This is a genomic window from Paenibacillus nitricinens (assembly GCF_052056485.1).
Lineage (GTDB): Bacteria > Bacillota > Bacilli > Paenibacillales > Paenibacillaceae > Paenibacillus_AQ > Paenibacillus_AQ nitricinens.
This window is the reverse complement of the sequence record NZ_CP183948.1, coordinates 5827319-5848367: the sequence shown is the minus strand read 5'-3', so window position 1 is coordinate 5848367 and position 21049 is coordinate 5827319. Positions and strand designations below refer to the sequence as shown.

Below are 21049 nucleotides of genomic sequence, written 5' to 3'. Positions count from 1 at the left end.
TACAGGGGGATAAAGAAAATGCACAAAAGGTTAATCAGTTTATTTATGATTATAGCTGTCATATTAGTGGTAGCAGGCTGTGGAAATAATTCAAAGAATAATGCGGTATCCAATACAGGAGCAGCTGACAATACGGTCTCTGATAAAACGAGCACTGAATCTACAGGCGGACCTATTGTACTAAAAGATTCTAAAGGTGAGATTACGCTGGACAAACCTGCGCAAAAGGTTGTGGTATTAGAATGGACCTTTACGGAGGATATTATTGCGCTAGGAATGCAGCCAGTAGGTAATGCCGATAACGAGAACTATAAGCTGTATGTGACTTCTGAAGCACCACTTGATGCAAATGTGACTGATGTTGGTTCCCGTGATGAGCCAGATCTGGAGACGATTGCTTCATTAAGGCCTGATCTGATTATTGCCAATACGGGTGGGCACGAAGGAATTTATGATCAACTAAAAGGTATTGCGCCAACACTGATTTTCGGTCTGTATCCGAATGAAGGAGAAGGCGATCAGTACACTTTGATGGAAGAAACCTTCAAAACGATTGCAGCGGCAGTAGGCAAAACTGCAGAAGCCGATAAGGTTCTTGCTGATTTGGATACACACTATGCGGATGCAAAGGCAAAGCTGGCTGAAGTAGGGAAAGAAGGCTTGAACTATGTACTGACCCAAGCTTACAGCTATCAAAATGCAGCAACGTTGCGTCTGTTTACAGATAACTCACTTGCGGTACAAACATTGGATCGGATTGGTCTGAAGAACGACTGGAAACCGGAGAAATTCGAAGCTTACGGATTCAGTACCTCAACTGTTGAAGCGTTGCCAGCTGTTCAGGATACTAACCTGATGTATATCGTTCAGAAGGATGATAATATTTTCACGAAAGAACTGAAGGATAATTCCGTTTGGAACGGACTTAACTTTGTAAAAGAGAATCGTACTTTCGGATTGAGCAGTACTACTTGGGTGTTCGGCGGCCCGATCTCCTCTAAAGTTATCGTGGATGAAGTTGTAAATACATTAACGAAATGAGTGCATTTATGAACGGGAAGAGTAGCAAAGAGGCCTCAAGTGGAATGACCTGGCGAATCATTGGAATATTTGGGGGCGGCCTTGCCGCCCTCTTTGTTCTATCCATTCTTAGTCTAGGCTTTGGAGAAGCCAAAATCCCGGCAGCTACGGTGTTGGAGGGATTGCTGAACCGCCAGGATGTGATGGAACATAATCTGCTCTGGGATATTCGGATGCCGCGTACGGTGATTGGCCTTCTGGCTGGTGCCGCTCTGGCAGCGGCTGGAGCCTTACTGCAGACGATAACGAAGAATCCGCTCGCTTCCTCAGATACATTGGGGATTAATGCCGGTGCTTATTTTATGGTTGTTCTTGGTATGGTTACTTTCCCGGCTTTGCAGCATCAATTCCCATTCTTGCTGGCAGTTGCAGGGGGATTGTTTGCAGCTTTAGCTGCTTATTTGCTGAGTGGAGGTAAAGCGGCTACACCTGTCAGATTGGCTTTGTCAGGTATGATCGTGTCTATGGTTCTCGGAGCATTTACATCCGCCCTACATATTTTTAACAAGAACGAAACGCAAAATTTATTCTTATGGGGTTCAGGATCACTGATTCAACTAGATTGGGACGGTGTGAAGTATGCCTGGCCTTTTGTAATTACACTGCTTATAGCCGCTGTGCTCGGAGGCAGACAATTTGATGCTTTAGAGCTCGATGAGTCCACAGCCCGTTCACTTGGGCAACGTGTTGGGTTGGCACGGGGATTAGGTCTAGGCTTATCGGTATTGTTGGCTGCGGTCGTGGTCAGCGTGGTTGGTCCGATCGGATTTGTTGGTCTGGTGGCTCCACATCTGGTTCGGCTTAGCGGTATTCGAAAGCATCACCTGCTCATTCCTGCAAGTGCGCTGTGGGGAGCCCTGCTCATTACGGCAGCGGATACGCTCGCGCGGGTAGTGCGCAGCAGTGTGGGTGAAATGCCGGTTGGTGCAGTAATGGCGATTATTGGCGCGCCGTGGCTTATTTGGCTGGTGCTGACCAAGATGAAAAATATATCGGGTTCAGGTGCTGGTCAGTCATCTATGAATATAGGAGGGACAGCGCTTCGGATGCGCTTTGTTCCGGCGGTGATATTCATGAGCATACTGCTCATTGTTGTTATCCTTGTGAGTTTGTCACTTGGAGGAACCAAAATACCAATTAGCGATCTGCTAAGCAGTCTTGTCCATAGCGGTGATGGATCTTATTCCGTCCTGCTGAATTTACGACTTCCACGTACACTCGTTGCGGCTGGAGGCGGTATTGCGCTTGCCATTAGTGGTGTCTTGATTCAAAGCGCTGTCCGAAATCCGCTGGCCGACGCGTCCATTATTGGTGTGACTTCGGGTGCTGGACTAGGAGCGCTAACCGTGATGATCGCTTTTCCGGCATTGACGGTATTAGCGGTCCCTATTGCAGCAATTGCAGGTGGTGCACTGGCAGCGGCTTTTGTGTTTTTTATGGCCTGGCGTAGAGACTTGAATCCTTCTGTCCTGATTCTGCTTGGGATCGCGGTATCAGCGATCGCCTCTGCGGGAATACAGGTTATGATCGTCAAGGGCAGTTTATGGAGCAGCAGCTCTTTAATTTGGTTAACGGGTTCGACTTACGGACGAAGCTGGAATCAATTTAATAGCTTGTTTATTTTCCTGATTGTACTCATTCCATTGGCATATTATTTGGGGCGTAAATTCGATTTGCTAGCATTTGGCGATGAGAGTTCAACAGGTTTAGGACTACCCGTTCGAGGAACTCGGCTGTGGGCGATGATTATCGGTGTGATGCTTGCAGCGGGAGCCGTTGCAAGTGTAGGAACCATAGGATTCCTCGGGCTCATGGCGCCGCATGCAGTACGGATGATGATTGGACATCACACGAGACGATCCATTGTTCTGTCAGGATTACTTGGCGGAATAATGCTTGTGATTGCGGATACGCTGGGAAGAACCATTATGGCACCAAAAGAAATCCCATCGGGTCTTATTATAATGTTGATCGGAGCTCCGTATTTCTTGTTCTTGATGTATCGGTCTCAGGTTAGAAAAGTATAGATTTTACTATAAGATAAAATAGGGGGTGTTCCAAAAGCCATAACAATGGTCATTGGGGCATCCCCTAATTCATTAGCGCTTCCTCGATCTAGATCGCCTTAAACTTCGTTTCATTCGATGAGGAGCTTACACATACGCAGTTGCTATCGGACACAGCCACCCCTAAATCAGCTTTATTTCCGTATCTGAAGTGGGAAATGACTGCATAGCCGCTATTGGCATAAAAATTATTCAGTTTGCCCCTCTTACTAAGGAATAACGTCGCTGGAGGTCGAATTCAAGCTCCAAAGGCTAAAAACTTGCAAATAACGTCATTTGAGTCCTTAAACCTCAGCAAATGATGACAATTCATAGGTGCAGGCTACCCAACGTCTACAAAAAAAACAGCGATTCTCGCATATTGAGGATTGCTGTTTTTTTTAATTGGATATTATCGATTGTGAACAATTATTTAACTATTATTCTTAATTTTGTATATTTCAGTTTGCTAGTTTATACTTAGAACCTATATTGTAGAATTTTGGAAATAGGGAGTGGGATTATGTGAGACTCTTCGACAGAAAAGGTATAAAAGACGACAGTAAAGCTACAAATAACTCTAGTGAATTAAGAATCAATATTTTTTTCTTTAGCACTTTTATTATTTTTTGTGTGATTATCCTTCGTCTTGCAGTCTTGCAATTTGTCGAAGGATCTAAGTTTACTGAAGCCGAGGCTAATAGGGATATGAAAATAGTTCCATTATCAGCAATGAGAGGGAATATCCTCGCAGCTGAAGGTGAGAAATTGGCCTATTCTACACCCGTTCAATCTTTATATCTCACTTTGCAAAAAGAATATACTGCCACAAAAACAGATAAAACGACCCAAAAAACTACATTAACTGCCGAGGCAAATCATAAATCAAACACACTGGCTAGCAAGTTAGCAGCTGCCTTCGAAACCTATGGTGATCCTAATGAGAAAAAAATTACAGCAAAAGAGATCCTTGAGGTTATGGATTTATATTCTAAAAAATCATCTGGATATATGGCACGAAGAATTAAATCAGGTTTATCCAAGAAAGAAATTGCTTATTTTTTGGAGCACAAAAACGAATATCCCAATCTTGAGGTGTTAGAGGAAAGCTCTAGGCATTATGATACCGATACGGTGGCTGTACAAGCGGTTGGTTATGTGAAATTTTTTAAATCCTCTACTAGTTTAGATCTTTATAAGGATGTACTTCAGGCGATGAAAACTAATCAGGACCCTGGTCTTAACTATAAAGAGGATGAGCTAGTAGGCTTTGATGGCTTGGAGCTGCAATACCAGAAGGAGCTTCGAGGACAGAATGGTTATAAGGAAGTTTCGGTAGATCCGCAGAATATGGCGGAAAAAATCGTCAGTGTTGAACCTCCGGTTAAAGGGAGTAATATCTGGACTACGATAAATAAAAAAATTCAGCTGAAGACCGAAGAGGCCATTAAAGAGCAGATTCAGTGGTTGCACTCGCACACCGTACAGGGGGAAACACATCCTGATGCTTTAACAGGTTACGCTGTAGCCATGGAAGTCGATACAGGTAATATTATTACGATGGCGAGTATGCCTGACTATGATACGAATGATTGGGCTACGGGTTCGATCTTACCGGAGAAGTATGAACAAATCGAAAAACATTATCAAAACGGAACGATCACTCCCTTTTCATCAGGAAGATCGGGGCATAATTTCGAATCCACGGTGCTGCTCGGCTCGACCATAAAACCATTGAGTGTACTGATTGGATTAAAAGAGGGCTTTATCAATACATCTTCTACTTACCAAGATAAAGGAATCACCTCATTTGGTAGAGAGGGACATGAGACCTTTGTAAGGAATTCATCGAATCATGTATACCACTCTTTGTATCCTTACAAGGCAATTGAAAAATCCTCAAACGTATATATGGTTGATATGATTGGAAAAAAATTGTATGACAAGTACAAGTCTAAAGGTATCGATGTATGGGACACCTATATGAAGGAATTTGGTCTTGGTGTTTCAACAGGTATAGGTTTACCTAGGGAATACCTGGGCGATCTGAATTATAAGGCTGAAGCGAAAGCTGGATCTGTTCAATCTGCGCTTGTGTATGCTTCTTTTGGACAGCAGGGGCGTTATACAGTTCTTCAGTTAGCCCAATATGCGGCTACTTTAGCCAATGAAGGGCAACGAATTAAACCGCAGCTGGTAAGCAAAATCACTGATTCAGATGGGAAGGTTATCAAAGCGTTCAAACGGGAAGTGCTTGATGAAGTGACCCATTTCGATCCATCCTATTGGCGGGAAATCAAGAAAGGGATGAATAGTGACGTTAAAAGTGCCTTCGGCGATTTCCCATATGATTTTGCCCGCAAAACAGGGACTTCACAACAAACGGATAGTAAAAAAATTAACCGGGATAACGGAGTGTTTATAGCCTTTGCACCACGTGACAATCCAAAACTTGCTGTGGCTGTAGTCATTCCTGAGGGTGGGTTCGGATCAAATAGCGCCGCACCTGTCGCTAGGAAAATCTTTGATGCGTATGATTGGGAGTATGGATTGGACGGAATTCCGAAGAAGAATATTGTGAAAAATACGAACGAATAATCGAAGGGAGGGCGCATTCCGCGCTCTCCATTTTCTTTTTCCAAGAGGGATTGTGATCGATTAATGGGGCTGAGTCTAGATTAAAATATTGTAACCAGTAAATCATGAAACTTTTATCTAGGTAGCAGCGTCAAAGGAGTAGGTAAAAATTGTATTCGTCATTCCAGGAGGGTGGATCTGTGAAGAAGTTATGGATTTCAGTATTAGTAGTTTTAGTAGTCTTACCGATGATGTTTCAATCCTCTGTGAAGGCTGCTACTCCGATCAGTATTATTATTGACGGGGTTCGATTGTCAACAGATCAAGCACCGGTTATGGTGAATGGGCGGACGATGGTGCCACTGCGGGCTATCTTTGAAGCTTTTAATGCCACCATCAAGTGGGATCAAAAAGCACAAACTGTAACCGCAACGAAAGATAATACAACGATTATGTTAAAGATTGGCTCAAAGACAGCCACCATTAACAATAAGGCTGTAACGCTAGACGTGCCTGGTTTGAATCTGAAGGGGAGAACGATGGTTCCAACAAGGTTTGTCAGTGAAGCACTGGGCCATGAAGTGGGATGGAACCCCAAGACACAAGTTGTAACCATAACAACTTCAACCTCGAACGTTGGAAATGCAGGGCCAGTATCCAACGTAGTAGCGCAGGATGTGAGTGATTTCGGTGATGGTCGTGATCTTCAGGTTAGCTTCACTCGAGCGGCGAATGAGTCACTAGTGGATCATTACCGTGTACTGATTGTGAAATCAGGCAATATTCTCAATCTGTCGTCCGCACAAACGATAGCCTCTTACAATTATTCTACCGTATTACCAACAGGAACTAATCCTTCGATTAAATTGACTTCTGCTTCAAGGTCTGTTGATGGTGATTCAATTAAGAGTAATCAAGCGTATGTGGCATATGTCTTGACGGTTGGCAAAGGAAGTAATGCCAGTACACTTTCTAGTGGATCCTCCACTATGACACTAGTGAATAAGACTGTAGCGGCAATAAATAATGTACAAGTAAATGATACAAGTGATTATGGGGATGGAAGAGATTTATCCGTCAGCTTCAATAAACTGTCAGATGAGTCGAAGATAAGTTCTTATCGGATATTTGTTGTCAAAGCTACTAATTATTCGAATTTTAATTTAGCTGCAGCAAATAATGTGTCCAGTGCGAATTACACGCTTGTCAGCAAGACAGGTAATAATATCACGCAAATCTTATCTTCAGGAGCCAGAGATGTGGACGGAGCTCTTATCAAAACTGGTGTCAGCTACAGAGTGTTTGTCATGGCGATGGATAGCAGTAATGCAGCTAATCATGTGTTGTCATCTGTTTCCTCAGCAATTACACTGTCCAACATAGGGGTTTCTAACTTAAATGTTAGCGACGTTAACAACTATAATGATGGCCGAGATTTGAGGGTATCATTTACTCATGCGACGGACGAAACCTATATTAGCCAGTATCGTATTCTGGTAGTTCCAACGTCATATTACAGTAGCTTTAGTTTAGCTGAAGCTAATAATATATCCAGTGCCTACTATACAGCAGTGAGTACAACAGGTACTACAACCAATCAAGTATTGACTTCATCAACCAGAGATGTACGTGGAGCTTTGATAAAGAATGGAGTCAACTATAAAGTATATATTTTATCTATTGGAAGCAGTAATACTGGCAATGTGCTTTCGTCACCTTCATCGGTCATTACGTTGTTGAATGATTCTAGTGTGAGTATCGTCTCAAACTTGAGTGTTAGTGACGTTAACGACTATGGTGATGGACGAGATCTGAGAGTGTCCTTCACCCATCCGACGGACGAAACCTATATTAGCCAGTATCGGATTATGGTAGTACCCACATCCTATTATAGTAGCTTTAGTTTAGCTGAAGCGAATAATGTATCCAGTAGCAACTATACATCGGTGAGTACATCTGGGTCATCTACCAGTCAAGTATTGAATTCGTCAACTAGAGATGTTCTTGGAGCTTCGATTAAGAATGGAACTAGCTATAGAGTGTATGTGTTATCCATTGGAAGCGGGATTTATTGGGATTCGAATGCGCTCTCTTCCGCTTCATCGGTCATTACTTTGTTGAATGATTCTAGCGTAAAAGCCGTTACAAATTTGAGTGTCAGCGATGTAAATGACTATGGCGATGGCAGAGATTTGAAGGTGTCGTTTAGCCATGCCACAGATGAAACGTTCATTAACCAATACCGAATTATGGTGGTGCCTACGTCATATTACAGCAGCTTTAGCCTATCCGAAGCTAATAATGTATCCAGTTCTAACTACACTTCGGTAAACACATCAGGCAACAGTACCAGTCAAGTATTAGATTCTTCCGCCAGAGACGTACGTGGTAATTTGATAAAGGATGGAATTAGTTATAAAGTGTACGTGTTAGCTGTGGGTGGTAGTAATTATTCAGGTCCCAATGCATTATCCGGGGAGTCATCGGTCATTACGTTGTCTACGACTAAGACTCCAGTGGTCTCTGTAACCAATGTGACGTATAAAGAAGAAATAGGTAGCGGTAGAATCCTGATCAGTTTCGACAAATCCACCAATGAGAGCAATATTTCGGAATACCGAGTATTGGTGGTTCCGTCTAAACAAGGGTTTGGTACGGCGGATGCTCTTGCGGTGAATTCCTCTTATTATTCGTCGGTAATCCCTAACGGGACGAATCGTTCAACATTCACTGCGACAAGGGATGTTAATGGAGATTCAATTGTTAAAGGTGTCAAATATAAGGTGTATGTTCTTGCTGTAGCCAATAATAGTGGTGTACAGAATGGTGGTCTTTCAAATTCAACAGAAGAGTTTGAAATTTAGCTTCACCGCGTGAAGTACGGATTTTTAGCCTGGCCATTCATGGTCAGGCTTTTCTTTTATGTACATAATTTTCTTGAGTTTCAAGAGGACTTGATGAAGCGGTTTTTACCGTTTTCATTGTTACATTATCCTCTGAAATATATAGGGTACTAATAATCGCATTAAAAACATTTGGTTTGGCCTAATGAAAGCGCTATAATTGAAAATAATTACATTCTTAAGGAGTCTACCGATGAAAAGAGGCAGAATATTCTATAAGATTTTTGTACCTATTCTGGTGCTGGGTATTGGCCTAGTCATTAGCTTCGGCAGCTATATTTATCTAACGACTATAAATTCAGTGATTGAAAGAGTGGCAGACGGCAAGCAGAGTTTAATTACACAAATTAAAAACACCTTAGAACAGAAAATTCAAACAATCGAATACGCTTTTAATACTTACAGTACGACTAGTTCTTTTAGGGAAGTCGTTCAGAATCCAATTACGGAGCGGGATTTTGAGGCGTACCGGGATATTAACTCTCAGCTTAATTATATTGCTACGATGGGAATGGATTTCGTAGACTATTCTTTAATTAGTCTGGAGCAGAATTGGCAAATCTCCAATGGTAAGCTCTCGCATTTATCGAAAGAAGAACGTAATACTCTGTATGAGAGCTATATCGATAATCGAAGCCGGGGATTATTCTGGATTAAGACGGATAAAGGCATCCGGTTTGTAAATACCTTGCCAGTATTTTCACAAACCAAACAGGCGATTGCCTTATCTGATATCTCACTTCAAACCTTACATAACACGCTTCAAACGGAAGGAAACACCCCGGTATATATTCTTAACCGGGAGGGAGAGCTTTTATATGAGTCCGAAACGGGGAAATCCTTACTATCAAGTAGGCAATTAGGACATATCACGTATGTTGCTGGCAGCGGAGGTACTAATGGAGCGATTGCTCTGGAGAGGGCCGACCACCAATCGATGAAGGCGATTTACGCTAAATCTCCCTACAATAATTGGGTTTATGTAACCTTGTTGGATCAACGTGAAATCTCCGATGCCTTAAAGACAACAAGATACGGGATTGTAATGATGGTACTACTAATCACACTGTTGATCGTGATCATCGCTTACGTGATCTCATTGTATTTCACCAAGCCCTTCCGGCAGATTCAACGTATTTTGCCAGTCAACTCTCAGCTGGAGCCTAAAAATGAGGTGGATTGGATTATCAGCTCTATCGATACGATTTTATCGGAGAAGGAAAGTCTTGAGGGTCTCATTGAATCTGAAATGCCTCAGCTGGAAACCCAGTTTATTCTCAATTTATTCCGTAACCGGATATCGCCTGAGGAGCTCAAGCAGGGTATGCAACGCTTCGGTCATAAGCTGTCAGAGGATTCTGTGTACGCCACCTTATTGATTCAACTGGATAACTATGGTGAACGTCAGGCGATTGATAAAGATCTTTTACTTGTTGCGGTTAACAAGCTGGTAGAAGAAAGGATTCCGCAGGAGGATCGGATGATCCCTATTCTATTAAACGACCGCACGCAAGCGACCATTTTGATCTTTGAGGGAACGAATGAACAGGAGAACAGGAGGCAAGTATTAGAATATGCTAAGACGATAATTCGAACAGCTAGAGAGGTCTTAAAACTATCTGTCAGCGTCGGAATTAGCAATTTCTACGATGATTTATTATTAAGCAAGGAAGCTTGTGAGATGAGTAAGCAGGCGCTACATCATCGGTTAAATCTGGGGAAAGAGTCAATTATTTTCTACGAGGATATATCGAGAGTGATCTCAGGCCCTGTTCTCCTTTATTATCCGTCTGAGTTAGAGTCACAGCTATTTGATGCGATTCGGATTGGGGATGAAGAACAAGTCTCACGTTCTCTGTACCCACTGCTGGGAGAAATGATGAAGCATAGCAAGAATCCGCTGAATTTCGAAGTCACATTAATTCGTTTCGTAAACAATCTGATACAGCTAGAGCAGCTGCTAGGTGTTGAGGTTCTGTTGACGGAGGATAATTATACGTTGTACCACCGATTATTAGACATCCGTAACCCGGAAGAAATTGAACGTATCCTGGTGAAGGAAGTTATCCATCCGATGGTCTCAAGCGTAAAGGAGAAGACCGACCGTCAGTTCCGCCTCTTGTCTGATAAAATTGCAGTGATTGTCCGTTCTGAGTTCGATCAGGATCTGTCCCTGGAATTAATCGGAGATCGCCTTCATTATAGTCCTAACTATTTAAGCAGTATTTTCAAAAAGGAATACGGCATGACGTTTAGCGAGTATGTGATGAACTATCGATTAGAAATGGCTAAAAAGTGGCTGGTGGAGACCGATATGACCATTAAAGAGATCGCCGAACGATTGCAATACCATAATTCTCAGAACTTTATTCGATCCTTCCGTAAAAAAGAACATGTAACCCCTGGCGCTTACCGCAACCTGAAACAGGACAAGTAATTGATTAAATCACAAAAACAGCCAGCCTCCAGATTATGGGAGCTGGCTGTTTCGCATCTTATGGAAGCTTAGCCTTTAACAGAACCGAGCAAAGCTCCTTTTGTGAAATGCTTCTGTACAAAAGGATAAGCAATCAACATTGGAACGGTAGCGACTACGATTACCGCCATTTTGATAGTTTGTGCAGGCGGGAGAATATCGACCGAAGCATTATCACCCTGCATACCACTAGAGACGATTACGATCTGACGCAGAAGCACTTGAATTGGCCATTTCGTAGAATCTGTCATATATAAAACTGCACTCATATAAGTGTTCCAGTAAGCTACCCCGTAGAATAGGGAGAGCGTCGCGATAGAGGGCAGCGCTAGTGGAAGCATGATTTTGAACAGAACACCAAAATCATTGGATCCGTCAATCTTGGCGGATTCCTCGAGTCCTTCCGGCAGAGCCTGAAAGAAGTTGCGCATAATGATCAGGTTAAAGGCATTGATCGCAACCGGCATAATCATGGACCAGTAGGAGTCGATGAGCCCGAAATATTTGACCACGAGAAAAGTGGGAATCATCCCCCCGCTGAACAGCATGGAGAACACGACTACAAAATTGATAAAATCTCTTCCATATAGATACTTTCTAGATAACCCATAGGCCATTAAAGCAGTAAGAATCATACTTACAACAGTCCCTGCTAAGGTTACACCGATGGATACACCTAACCCTTTAAAAATCGTGGGCGTTGACAGTATATAACGGTAAGCATCCAGAGAGAAGGTTGTTGGGAACAGGATAAACCTCTTCTCTACCACTTCCTGCGTTGAAGCAAAAGAGCTGGCAAACACATTGACAAAGGGTAAAAGACAGATGAGGGCAATGAGCGAAAGTAGTGTGGTATTTACAATTGTAAACAGCCGGCTGCCCAAAGTTAATTTTTTAAAAGATGGTTGCGTCATGCAGTTATCCTCCTTGTAATCGTTTCAATGAAACTTTATCAGGGGTCTGTTATTCCGTATATAATCATTAGCTTGGGCTTTGTTCTGGGCATGAAAAGCGTGCGGAATTGCAGATGATCCTTATGTATTGTAGTAATCACTATAAGAGGTGGAGGAACGAAAAAGCCTATAACCACGCGGATTTCGTAGTATCAGTATCTGAAGATTATATACGTAATAGACGAATGATCGTAATCTGAGAATCGTAAGGAAACGCGATCAAGGAGGCCGATCAGGTGAAAGAGGCAAACGTCACCATGCTGAACATGAAAGTCAAACCAGTGAGGAAAAAGCGAACAGGGCATAGCTGGCTGAGTTTAAAAAGAAACAAATTATTGTATCTGATGATACTGCCGGGGTTTCTATATTTTGTTATTTTTAAGTACCTGCCTATGGGCGGTCTTATTATTGCCTTTCAGGATTATCAGCCGTTTCTGGGCATAGCAGATAGCCCTTGGGTTGGGCTTAAGCATTTCGTCCGATTGTTTACCGAACCAACCTTCTTTATGCTATTGAGTAATACGTTAATCTTATTTGCCTTAAACATTGTTATCTTTTTTCCGCTCCCGATTATACTGGCGTTGATGCTCAATGAGGTTCAGCACAAGCTGTTCAAAAACACCATTCAAACGATTATTTATATCCCCCATTTCATGTCATGGGTGATCATCGTCTCCATTTCCTATGTATTTATGAACGTGGATGGAGGGGTGCTGAATGAAATGATGGCCGCGCTCGGGATGCAAAAAATCAGCTTCCTGACTTCTCCAGAGTGGCTGCGTACTGTGTACATTGGACAGATCATCTGGAAAGAGATTGGCTGGTCGACGATTATTTATCTGGCAGCCATTACTGTAGTAGATACCCAGTTATATGAAGCAGCTGAAATGGATGGAGCAAGCAGATTGCGCAAAACATGGCATATCACCTTGCCAGCGATTCGACCCATTATTATCACCTTACTTATTTTGAAGATTGGTCATACGCTGGATCTAGGCTTTGAACATATGTACTTACTGATTAATTCATTGAACCGCGAGGTTGGAGAGATTTTTGATACCTACATTTATACCGCGGGCCTAAAGAACGGCCAGTTGAGTTTCAGTACCACCGTAGGTTTATTTAAAGGTGTGGTTGGCTTGGTTCTCGTGATTCTGTCGAACAAGTTGGCTAAGAAAATCGGAGAAGATGGTGTTTACTAACTTGTTCAGGACTCTAATTCATGCTTCTGTCTTTTAGGCAGAGGTGGAAGATAAAACAACAAATACATTTAAAAAAGGGGTAATGTTGATGAATCGCAATTACAAGAAACTTGTAGCCTTAATGCTGTGTAGCGGGCTGTTACTCACTGCATGCGGAGGAGGCAACAACGCGAAGGAGTCAAATTCTTCAAATGGGGGAACGAATTCAGCGGCTAAGACGACAGCGACACCAGCTGATGTTTTAGAGTCTAAAGCAAAGATTAGCTGGCTGAACATCCTGCAGACTCCGACTCCACCTACAAATACTGTTCTGGACAAAATAGAAGAAGCTACGAATACAGAGATTGAATTCTCATGGATACCCGATGCTTCCAAAGAAGAACGGATTAATACATCGCTAGCCTCCAATTCCTTGGCGGATATCGTTACCCTGACTATCCTTGATAATTCCTCGGTACGTAACGCTTTAAAGGCGGGGATGTTCTGGGAAGTAAGTCCTTATCTGGATGAGTTCCCGAATCTGGCAAAGATTTCACAAGACACACGTACCTCGGCCTCCATTAGCGGTAAATTGTATGGGGTTCCCTTCCAAAAGCCGTTGGCGAGAAATGGTGTGGTCATTCGTAAGGATTGGCTGGATAAGCTGGGATTGCAGGTGCCAAAAACAACCGATGAATTGATGGAAATTGCGAAAGCGTTTACCGAGAAGGATCCTGACGGAAATGGCAAGAAGGACACTACAGGGTTTATGGATCGTAGCGATCTTATTTATGGAGCCTTCAAGACCTTGGGTTCCTACTTTGGAACACCAAATATATGGAGTGTAGACGACACAGGGAAAATGACACCTGAATTTGACACAGATTCCTATATTAAAACCATGGATTATATGAAAGCACTCTATAATGGCGGCTATATTAATCAGGACTTCGCTGTGACAGCTAAAACAGATCAGCAGCAGAATTTTGCACAGGGGAAGGCCGGAATTTATGTTGGAGCTCTGTTTGATAGCAAGAACCTGTTGAATTTGGCTAAAGGCATTCAGGATAATATGGATTTGGTCATGGTTAACAATATCACCTCCACAGGCAATGAAGCAGATCGTGCAATTTGGTCCGCTAACAACGGAATCGGTGGACTGCTGTCTTTCCCAAAATCCGAGGTCAAGGATGAAAATGAGCTTAGACGGATATTGAAATTTATTAATGATCTCATGAATGAAGAGGTCTACGCTTTGATGACCTATGGAATTCAGGATGTTCATTACACCATCGATGCGGATCAGGCCGTTACCATTAAAGATACAAATCTGTGGAAACAGGAGGTTCAGCCATTTGCAGGCTCCCGTCCTTTAGAGTTGGGATTCACTATTCATGATGCTGATCCGCTCAAAGTAGAAGCCGAGAAGCTGATCAAGGAGAATGCCGATTATGCTGTACTGAATCCTGCTTACTCGCTGGAGTCGGAGACGTTCTCAACCCAAGGTTCTGAACTGCAGAAGATTGTGACAGATGCTACTTATAAATATATTCTTGGCAAAATTAATGTGGAGGAGTATAAGGCTGAGATTGAGAAGTGGAAGAAATCCGGAGGCAGTAAGGTGATTTCTGAATATGAGGCTGCTTATAAAGGGTAAACCCTTAATTAATACAGACGACAGGATAAGAAAATAGTGAATGGGTCCTAAACGAAAGTGAAACGTTTAGGACCATATTTATTCAAACAGGAGGAAGAAATGGCCGACAACATTGCAGTTAGAAGTACTAGCTGGGGTATCCGTATGGCTGATTCAATCATGGAACGAACACCAAGACTATATAACGATAAAGGATATCATGGAAAGTGGTCATATGATTATGGCGTCATTTTGAAGGGCTTTGAGCTACTATGGAGACAGACGGGAGAGCCTAAATATTATCAATATATCAAAGATAATATGGATTATTTTATAGAAGAGGATGGCTCAGTGAAGGGTTACCACTTGGGTGAACACAACATTGATCATCTAAATAACGGAAAGCTACTGTTTCTTCTCCATAAAGAAACGGGGCAGGAGAAATATAAAAAGGCTGCAGATTTGTTAAGGAAGCAGATAACAACGCATCCTCGAACCTCGGAAGGTGCGTTTTGGCATAAGAATATATATCCGTATCAGATTTGGCTAGACGGCTTGTACATGGGCGCGCCCTTCTATCTGGAGTATTTACTAGAATATGAAAGCGGAAAGGGTCTGGATGATGTGACCCGGCAATTTATTCTGTGTGAGCATCATACCAAGGATGCAGAGACAGGTCTTATGTTCCACGCCTGGGATGAAAAGCGGGTACAGCCATGGTGCGATCCCGAAACGGGATTGTCTCCCAATTTCTGGGGGCGCTCGTTAGGCTGGTATGTCATGGCGCTGGTGGATGCACTTGCTTTACTCCCTGCGGAACATGCGGATTACGATGAGTTAGTGCGTATTCTTACCGATACGTTGACATCCCTTCGTAAGGTTCAGGATGCTGATTCCGGAGTTTGGTACCAGGTAGTAAACATGGGCGATCGTAAGGGCAATTATCTGGAGGCTTCAGCTTCTAGCATGATTACCTATGCTTTGGCTAAGGGCATACGGCTCGGTGTACTGAATGCCAGCTGGTTCGAAATGCTTGACCATGCCTATCAGGGTCTTCTGACGGAATTTGTAATGGAAACGAGGCATGGCTGGGTCAACTTGAACAAGAATTGCCAAGTCGCAGGACTTGGAGGAGATGATCGAAGAGATGGTACGTATGCCTACTACATCAGTGAACCTATCATTACCAATGATCAAAAAGGGCTTGGCGCATTTCTTCTGGCTTGTGGTGAGTACGAATATTTGCAGCGTCCTGCCGTGATGAAAGGGAGCGAGTGAAGCTTATGACTTTCTACAATATAGTACATTATGGAGCACACTCTAATAGTACGGAGTCTTCGACGGAAGCTATTGCTAGCGCGATTCAGGCAGCAAGCGAAGCTGGAGGAGGAATAGTTTATGTTCCTTCTGGTACTTATCATACCGGTGCAATCTTTATGAAGAGCAACATTGAGCTACAGCTTAGCCATGGAGCCGTACTTCAATTCAGCTCTGATCCGAACGATTATCCCGTGATGGAGTCTCGCTGGGAGGGAGTAAAGCAGAAAGTTCATGCTTCTTGTATTTTTGGGATCAATCTAGAAAACGTATCGGTTACGGGTGCAGGCAAGCTGGATGGAGGGGGAGCATCTTGGTGGGATAAGATACGTAATTCCCCCGAGTCGCTGATCTTTCCTCGCCCGAAGCTTATCAGCTTCGATAACTGCCGTAGAGTCACACTTAGAGATCTGACACTTGTGAACTCCCCTAGCTGGACTGTGAATCCTATCTGTTGCCAAGATGTTACGATAGATAATCTGTCGATTTTTAACCCGGCGGATTCGCCCAATACGGATGGCATTGACCCAGAATCCTGCGTGAATGTCCGGATCAGCAACTGCAATATTGATGTAGGTGATGACTGCATTGCCATTAAAGCGGGAACAGAGGAAACGAAGGAGCGAATCGCCTGCGAAAATATTACGATTACGAACTGTACGATGATCCATGGACATGGCGGGGTTGTATTGGGAAGTGAAATGAGCGGGGATATCCGTAATATCGTTATTAGCAACTGTGTATTCAAACAGACGGATCGCGGTATTCGGCTGAAATCTAGACGTGGACGCGGAGGTGTTGTCGAAGATATCCGTGTTAGTAATATCGTGATGGATGACGTGATTTGTCCGTTTATCCTTAATCTTTATTATTATTGTGGTTCTCGTGGGAAGGACAAATATGTGTGGGACAAAAATCCTTATCCGATTACCGAGGAAACACCTTGCTTCAGACGTATTCACTTTGCCAACATTACTGCGCGGAACGTTCATGCTGCTGCTGGTTTTCTATACGGTCTAGCAGAGCAGTATATTTCGGAGATTACCTTCTCAGATATTGATATATCGATGGCAGAAGACGCGATTCCTGGTCGTCCGGCAATGATGTCTGGGATTCAGGATATGAGTAATCGCGGGTTCTATCTTGGCAACGTAAAAGACATCCGCTTCCGCCAAGTAACGATTGAAAATCATGAGGGACCTGCTTTTTATATTGAAAATGGAGAGGCGATTGACATTAGCGGCTGTCAGTCTAAAAACACTCTTAAAGTGGAGGAGTTAGTCCAACAGGTGACCGTCGCTCCTTCACAGGAAGATTTGAGCGGGCGGGAAGACTAATGCTAGAACAGGATAAACTTACAGCTCTGCTTGGCGATCTTCCAGAGAACAGGCCGATTTCTGTGCAGCTGTTATGTGTAGAGGAAAGGGACGGCTATCGGCTAGAGACGCTTTTGCTGGATTTGAATGGTATAGAGAAGGTTCCGGCATATGTTGCACTTCCGCTTGAACAGCAGGGTCCTTTTCCACTCGTTATCTTCAACCATTCCCATGGAGGGAATTATGAGAATGGACGGAATGAATTCATTTGCAGCAGTCCTTATCTGCAGCAGCCTTCTTTTGCAAAGACGCTTACGGGTATGGGATATGCTGCTTGCTGCATCGATGTGTGGTGCTTTGGTGAACGGCGGGGCAAAACTGAAAGTGAGCTAGTGAAGGAAATGCTCTGGCAGGGTCAGGTCTTATGGGGAATGATGCTGCATGACTGCCGACGTCTGCTTGACTATATGTCTGAACGGCCTGATATAAACGCCTCACGGGTGGCGACGATTGGAATGTCTATGGGTGGGCTGATGTCTTGGTGGCTGGCTGCGCTGGACGAACGAATTAAGGTAACCGTTGATATATGCGGACAGGTAGATGCTCATACCCTAATCGCCAAAAGAGGACTGGACCATCATGGGTTCTATTCTTATGTTCTAGGACTGCTGAAGCATTATACCACACTTGATATTCAGTCGAGAATTGCCCCTCGTCCTCGTATGAGTCTGACGGGTCGCAATGACCGGATGTGTCCGCTCGAAGGGGTAGAGCTTTTAGCCTCAGGCCTGCATGAGAAGTACCGAATGGCAGGGAGTCCAGAGAACTGGAAACCAATGATATCCGGTAGCGGACATATGGAAACCCTGGAAATGCGGGTAGCTTGGAAATCGTTTATGACCAAGCATTTATAGGATGAGAGGGATGCTCTTTGCTGGTGGGGAAAGAAGATTTTTGCGATTATCATACCCTTCAAGAGGCTGTTGATGCTCTTGAAGAGCAGTTTCCAATGCAGCCTGAAACCTTATATATCTTGTCAGGCCTCTATGAAGAAGAGGTGCGAATTTACCGTTCGGACCTAACCCTTATTGGAATAGGGGCGGTTGAGATTCGGATGAACCGTTATGCCAAGGAGAGGGATGAATACGGAGAGGAAATTGGCACGTTCGCAACCCCGACCTTATTTCTGGGCGGGCGTAGGCTGACACTGGAGAATCTGATCATTTCGAATACGGCTGGACAGGGAGATACAGTCGGGCAGGCCATTGCCCTATATGCTCACTGTGATGAAGCGGTTTTTCGTTACTGCACCTTTAAAGGGCATCAGGACACACTGTTTACGGGGCCGTTACCGTCTGCTTCGAAGAAGGGTGGAGGTTTTGGCGGCGTTCCCTTGAGAGAACATCATGTCCATTACCGTCAGATGTACCAGCACTGCCGAATAGAAGGGACCGTGGATTATATTTTTGGTGGTGCGACGGCGTGGTTTGAGCATTGTGAGTTGCATAGTCTGAGCCGTTCAAACGGCGAGCCGGGCTATATTACCGCAGCTTCCACACCTAAAGAATCCGAGTACGGGTATATTTTTAACGAATGTGTATTGACGGCAGCAGACAATGTAGTGAATGTCTATTTAGGGCGACCATGGCGGGAGCATGCCGCTGCCGAGTATGTGAACTGTCTGATGGGAATTCATATTCATCCTGAGAGATGGAACGACTGGGGAAATGAAGCGAATCGTAGAACGGCCCGCTATCGAGAACACGGGATCCGGAATGCCAACAGCTTGAAGCGTCAGCGTGTGGAATGGGTGCAATATTATGAAGCGGAAGACGAGATGCCAAGTGCGAATGTAGTTTTCAAAGGAAATAATTTTTGGAATTCGGAAGGAGCACAACAATGATTACAGACAATATACAAACCGCAGTTATCCGCAATCCGGTATTAAGAGGGTTTAATCCAGATCCATGTATCGTAAGAGCAGGGGAAACTTATTATATCGTCGTCTCCTCGTTTGGCTGGTTGCCTGGTGTGCGTGTGTATCAATCAACTGATTTGGTGGAATGGGAGCATTGTACAGATGTACTAACCCATCAGGTAAATCTGCGTGGCAATCCAAACAACTGTAGTATTTGGGCACCACAGCTTAGTTATAATGACGGCTTGTTCTATCTGATCTATACCGACGTAAAAAGTACCAAAAGGCCCTTTAAAGATTGCCACAACTTTCTGATGACTGCGAAGTCAATCGAGGGTCCATGGTCTGAGCCGATTTATCTGAACAGCAGCGGGTTTGATCCTTCTCTGTATCATGATGAGGATGGGCGAAAATGGCTGCTGAATGAGCTGTGGGATTACCGCATCACAGAAGGCAATAAGTCCTGCGGTATTGTGATTCAGGAATACGATCCTGAGCAGCGTCAATTAAGGGGAGAGTCCGTTAAGATCTTTGATTGTACATCGCTCAAGAAGACAGAAGCACCACATATTTACAAGCGGGAAGGCTATTACTATTTAATTACGGCGGAAGGGGGCACCGGATCAGGGCACGCGGTAACCGTGGCGCGATCTAAAGCGCTACTCGGACCGTATGAGGTCGATCCGCTCAATCCGATGTTAACCTCTCGGAATAATCCTGAACTTCCGCTTCAATGTGCAGGCCATGGAAGTCTAGTTGAGACACCTGATGGGGAGTGGTACATGGCTCATTTGTGCACCCGTCCACTGGAAGGTCAGTTCGCCATTCTGGGGAGAGAGACAGCTATTCAGCAGGTGTATTGGAATGAGGATGGCTGGCTAAGACTAACCTCTGGCGGAAATACACCGCTACTAGAGGTGCCTGCACCTAAAGGGACGCAAGCACGCAAACAAGCGCAGATACTTGCGTTTGAAGATGACTTTAACGGTCCAGAGCTGAAAAAAAACTGGAATACATTACGAATTCCTGGGAATGAAAGCTGGTGTTCTCTAGCTGAAAGACCGGGATGGCTAAGGATCAGGGCTGGGGAATCGGTACAAAGTCTATTTGAGCATCATATTCTGGCTATTCGTCAGACCGATAAGAGTTTCCGTGCAGAAACAGCGCTTGAATATGAACCGTCTAGCTATCTTCAGATGGCGGGGCTGCTCCTATACTTAAATGAAGATAACTATCTGTATGCGTACATCAGTCATGAAGAAGGGCTTGGAAAGGTCTTGCGGTTAATGCGTTGTGAGAGGGATGAGTTCACTGCGGAACCTGTAAGGATTGGACTGAAAGCGGGAGAAGCACTTCGAATCGCAGTTGAGGTGAAGGAAGTAACGGGTCAATTTATGTATCAAACCAGTGAGGATACGGAGTGGAAGCTGTTTGGCAATCCATACAATATCAGCTTCTTATCGGGTGGTTTCACTGGAAATTTTGTTGGGATTGCAGCGCATGATATGCAGCAGTCTGGTGGCAGCAGTGCTGATTTTGCTCATTTCCGTTATCAGGGCAAGGAATAAACACGGCTTCACTAAGGAAGGGGTTCTGCTTCAAATGGATCAGGCCCTTTTCCTATTCCAATAGATAGTAGGAGGTCTT

At 43.9% G+C, this 21049-nt stretch carries 13 protein-coding genes; 12 read left to right on the top strand and 1 reads right to left on the bottom strand.

The window, feature by feature from the left end; translation table 11 throughout:
• Positions 1 to 18 precede the first annotated feature (18 nt).
• From ACN6KS_RS25935 to ACN6KS_RS25915, 5 genes are all read left to right on the top strand, one after another.
• Positions 19 to 1041: an ABC transporter substrate-binding protein gene (locus ACN6KS_RS25935; RefSeq protein WP_440960791.1), complete on the top strand. Its 1023-nt coding sequence runs from the start codon at positions 19 to 21 to the stop codon at positions 1039 to 1041.
• 8 nt (positions 1042 to 1049) lie between these two features.
• On the top strand, positions 1050 to 3107 hold the full coding sequence (locus ACN6KS_RS25930) for an iron ABC transporter permease (RefSeq protein ID WP_094871856.1): 2058 nt from the start codon (positions 1050 to 1052) through the stop codon (positions 3105 to 3107).
• 543 nt (positions 3108 to 3650) lie between these two features.
• A complete protein-coding gene (locus ACN6KS_RS25925; protein ID WP_094871833.1) occupies positions 3651 to 5723 on the top strand; it encodes a peptidoglycan D,D-transpeptidase FtsI family protein in 2073 nt (690 codons plus the stop codon).
• A 179-nt stretch (positions 5724 to 5902) separates the two neighbouring features.
• Positions 5903 to 8566, top strand: coding sequence for a copper amine oxidase N-terminal domain-containing protein (locus tag ACN6KS_RS25920; protein WP_440960790.1), 2664 nt, complete (start codon positions 5903 to 5905; stop codon positions 8564 to 8566).
• 232 nt (positions 8567 to 8798) lie between these two features.
• The gene (locus ACN6KS_RS25915) at positions 8799 to 11042 is read left to right on the top strand and encodes an AraC family transcriptional regulator (RefSeq protein WP_440960789.1); all 2244 of its coding nucleotides are present in this window, start codon (positions 8799 to 8801) and stop codon (positions 11040 to 11042) included.
• 68 nt (positions 11043 to 11110) lie between these two features.
• Here ACN6KS_RS25915 and ACN6KS_RS25910 read toward each other — a convergent pair whose 3' ends face one another.
• Positions 11111 to 11995 (bottom strand): carbohydrate ABC transporter permease, encoded by an 885-nt coding sequence (locus tag ACN6KS_RS25910; protein WP_094871828.1) that lies wholly within the window; start codon positions 11993 to 11995, stop codon positions 11111 to 11113.
• Positions 11996 to 12300: 305 nt separating this feature from the next.
• Between ACN6KS_RS25910 and ACN6KS_RS25905 the strand changes: the two genes are divergently transcribed.
• The 7 genes from ACN6KS_RS25905 (at position 12301) to ACN6KS_RS25875 (ending at position 20970) form a co-directional block, all read left to right on the top strand.
• Positions 12301 to 13236 (top strand): ABC transporter permease, encoded by a 936-nt coding sequence (locus tag ACN6KS_RS25905; protein ID WP_373455834.1) that lies wholly within the window; start codon positions 12301 to 12303, stop codon positions 13234 to 13236.
• A gap of 88 nt (positions 13237 to 13324) precedes the next feature.
• On the top strand, positions 13325 to 14872 hold the full coding sequence (locus tag ACN6KS_RS25900; protein WP_440960788.1) for an extracellular solute-binding protein: 1548 nt from the start codon (positions 13325 to 13327) through the stop codon (positions 14870 to 14872).
• Between the two features lie 99 nt (positions 14873 to 14971).
• A complete protein-coding gene (locus ACN6KS_RS25895) occupies positions 14972 to 16129 on the top strand; it encodes a glycoside hydrolase family 88/105 protein (RefSeq protein ID WP_440960787.1) in 1158 nt (385 codons plus the stop codon).
• A gap of 5 nt (positions 16130 to 16134) precedes the next feature.
• The gene (locus tag ACN6KS_RS25890; RefSeq protein WP_440960786.1) at positions 16135 to 17505 is read left to right on the top strand and encodes a glycoside hydrolase family 28 protein; all 1371 of its coding nucleotides are present in this window, start codon (positions 16135 to 16137) and stop codon (positions 17503 to 17505) included.
• Positions 17505 to 18398, top strand: coding sequence for a dienelactone hydrolase family protein (locus ACN6KS_RS25885; RefSeq protein WP_440960785.1), 894 nt, complete (start codon positions 17505 to 17507; stop codon positions 18396 to 18398). The genes ACN6KS_RS25890 and ACN6KS_RS25885 overlap by 1 nt, the downstream gene beginning before the upstream one ends.
• A 17-nt stretch (positions 18399 to 18415) precedes the next feature.
• Positions 18416 to 19387 (top strand): pectinesterase family protein, encoded by a 972-nt coding sequence (locus ACN6KS_RS25880; RefSeq protein WP_440960784.1) that lies wholly within the window; start codon positions 18416 to 18418, stop codon positions 19385 to 19387.
• Entirely contained in the window at positions 19384 to 20970 is a 1587-nt protein-coding gene (locus ACN6KS_RS25875) for a glycoside hydrolase family 43 protein (RefSeq protein WP_440960783.1), read from the top strand. The genes ACN6KS_RS25880 and ACN6KS_RS25875 overlap by 4 nt, the downstream gene beginning before the upstream one ends.
• Positions 20971 to 21049: the final 79 nt, after the last annotated feature.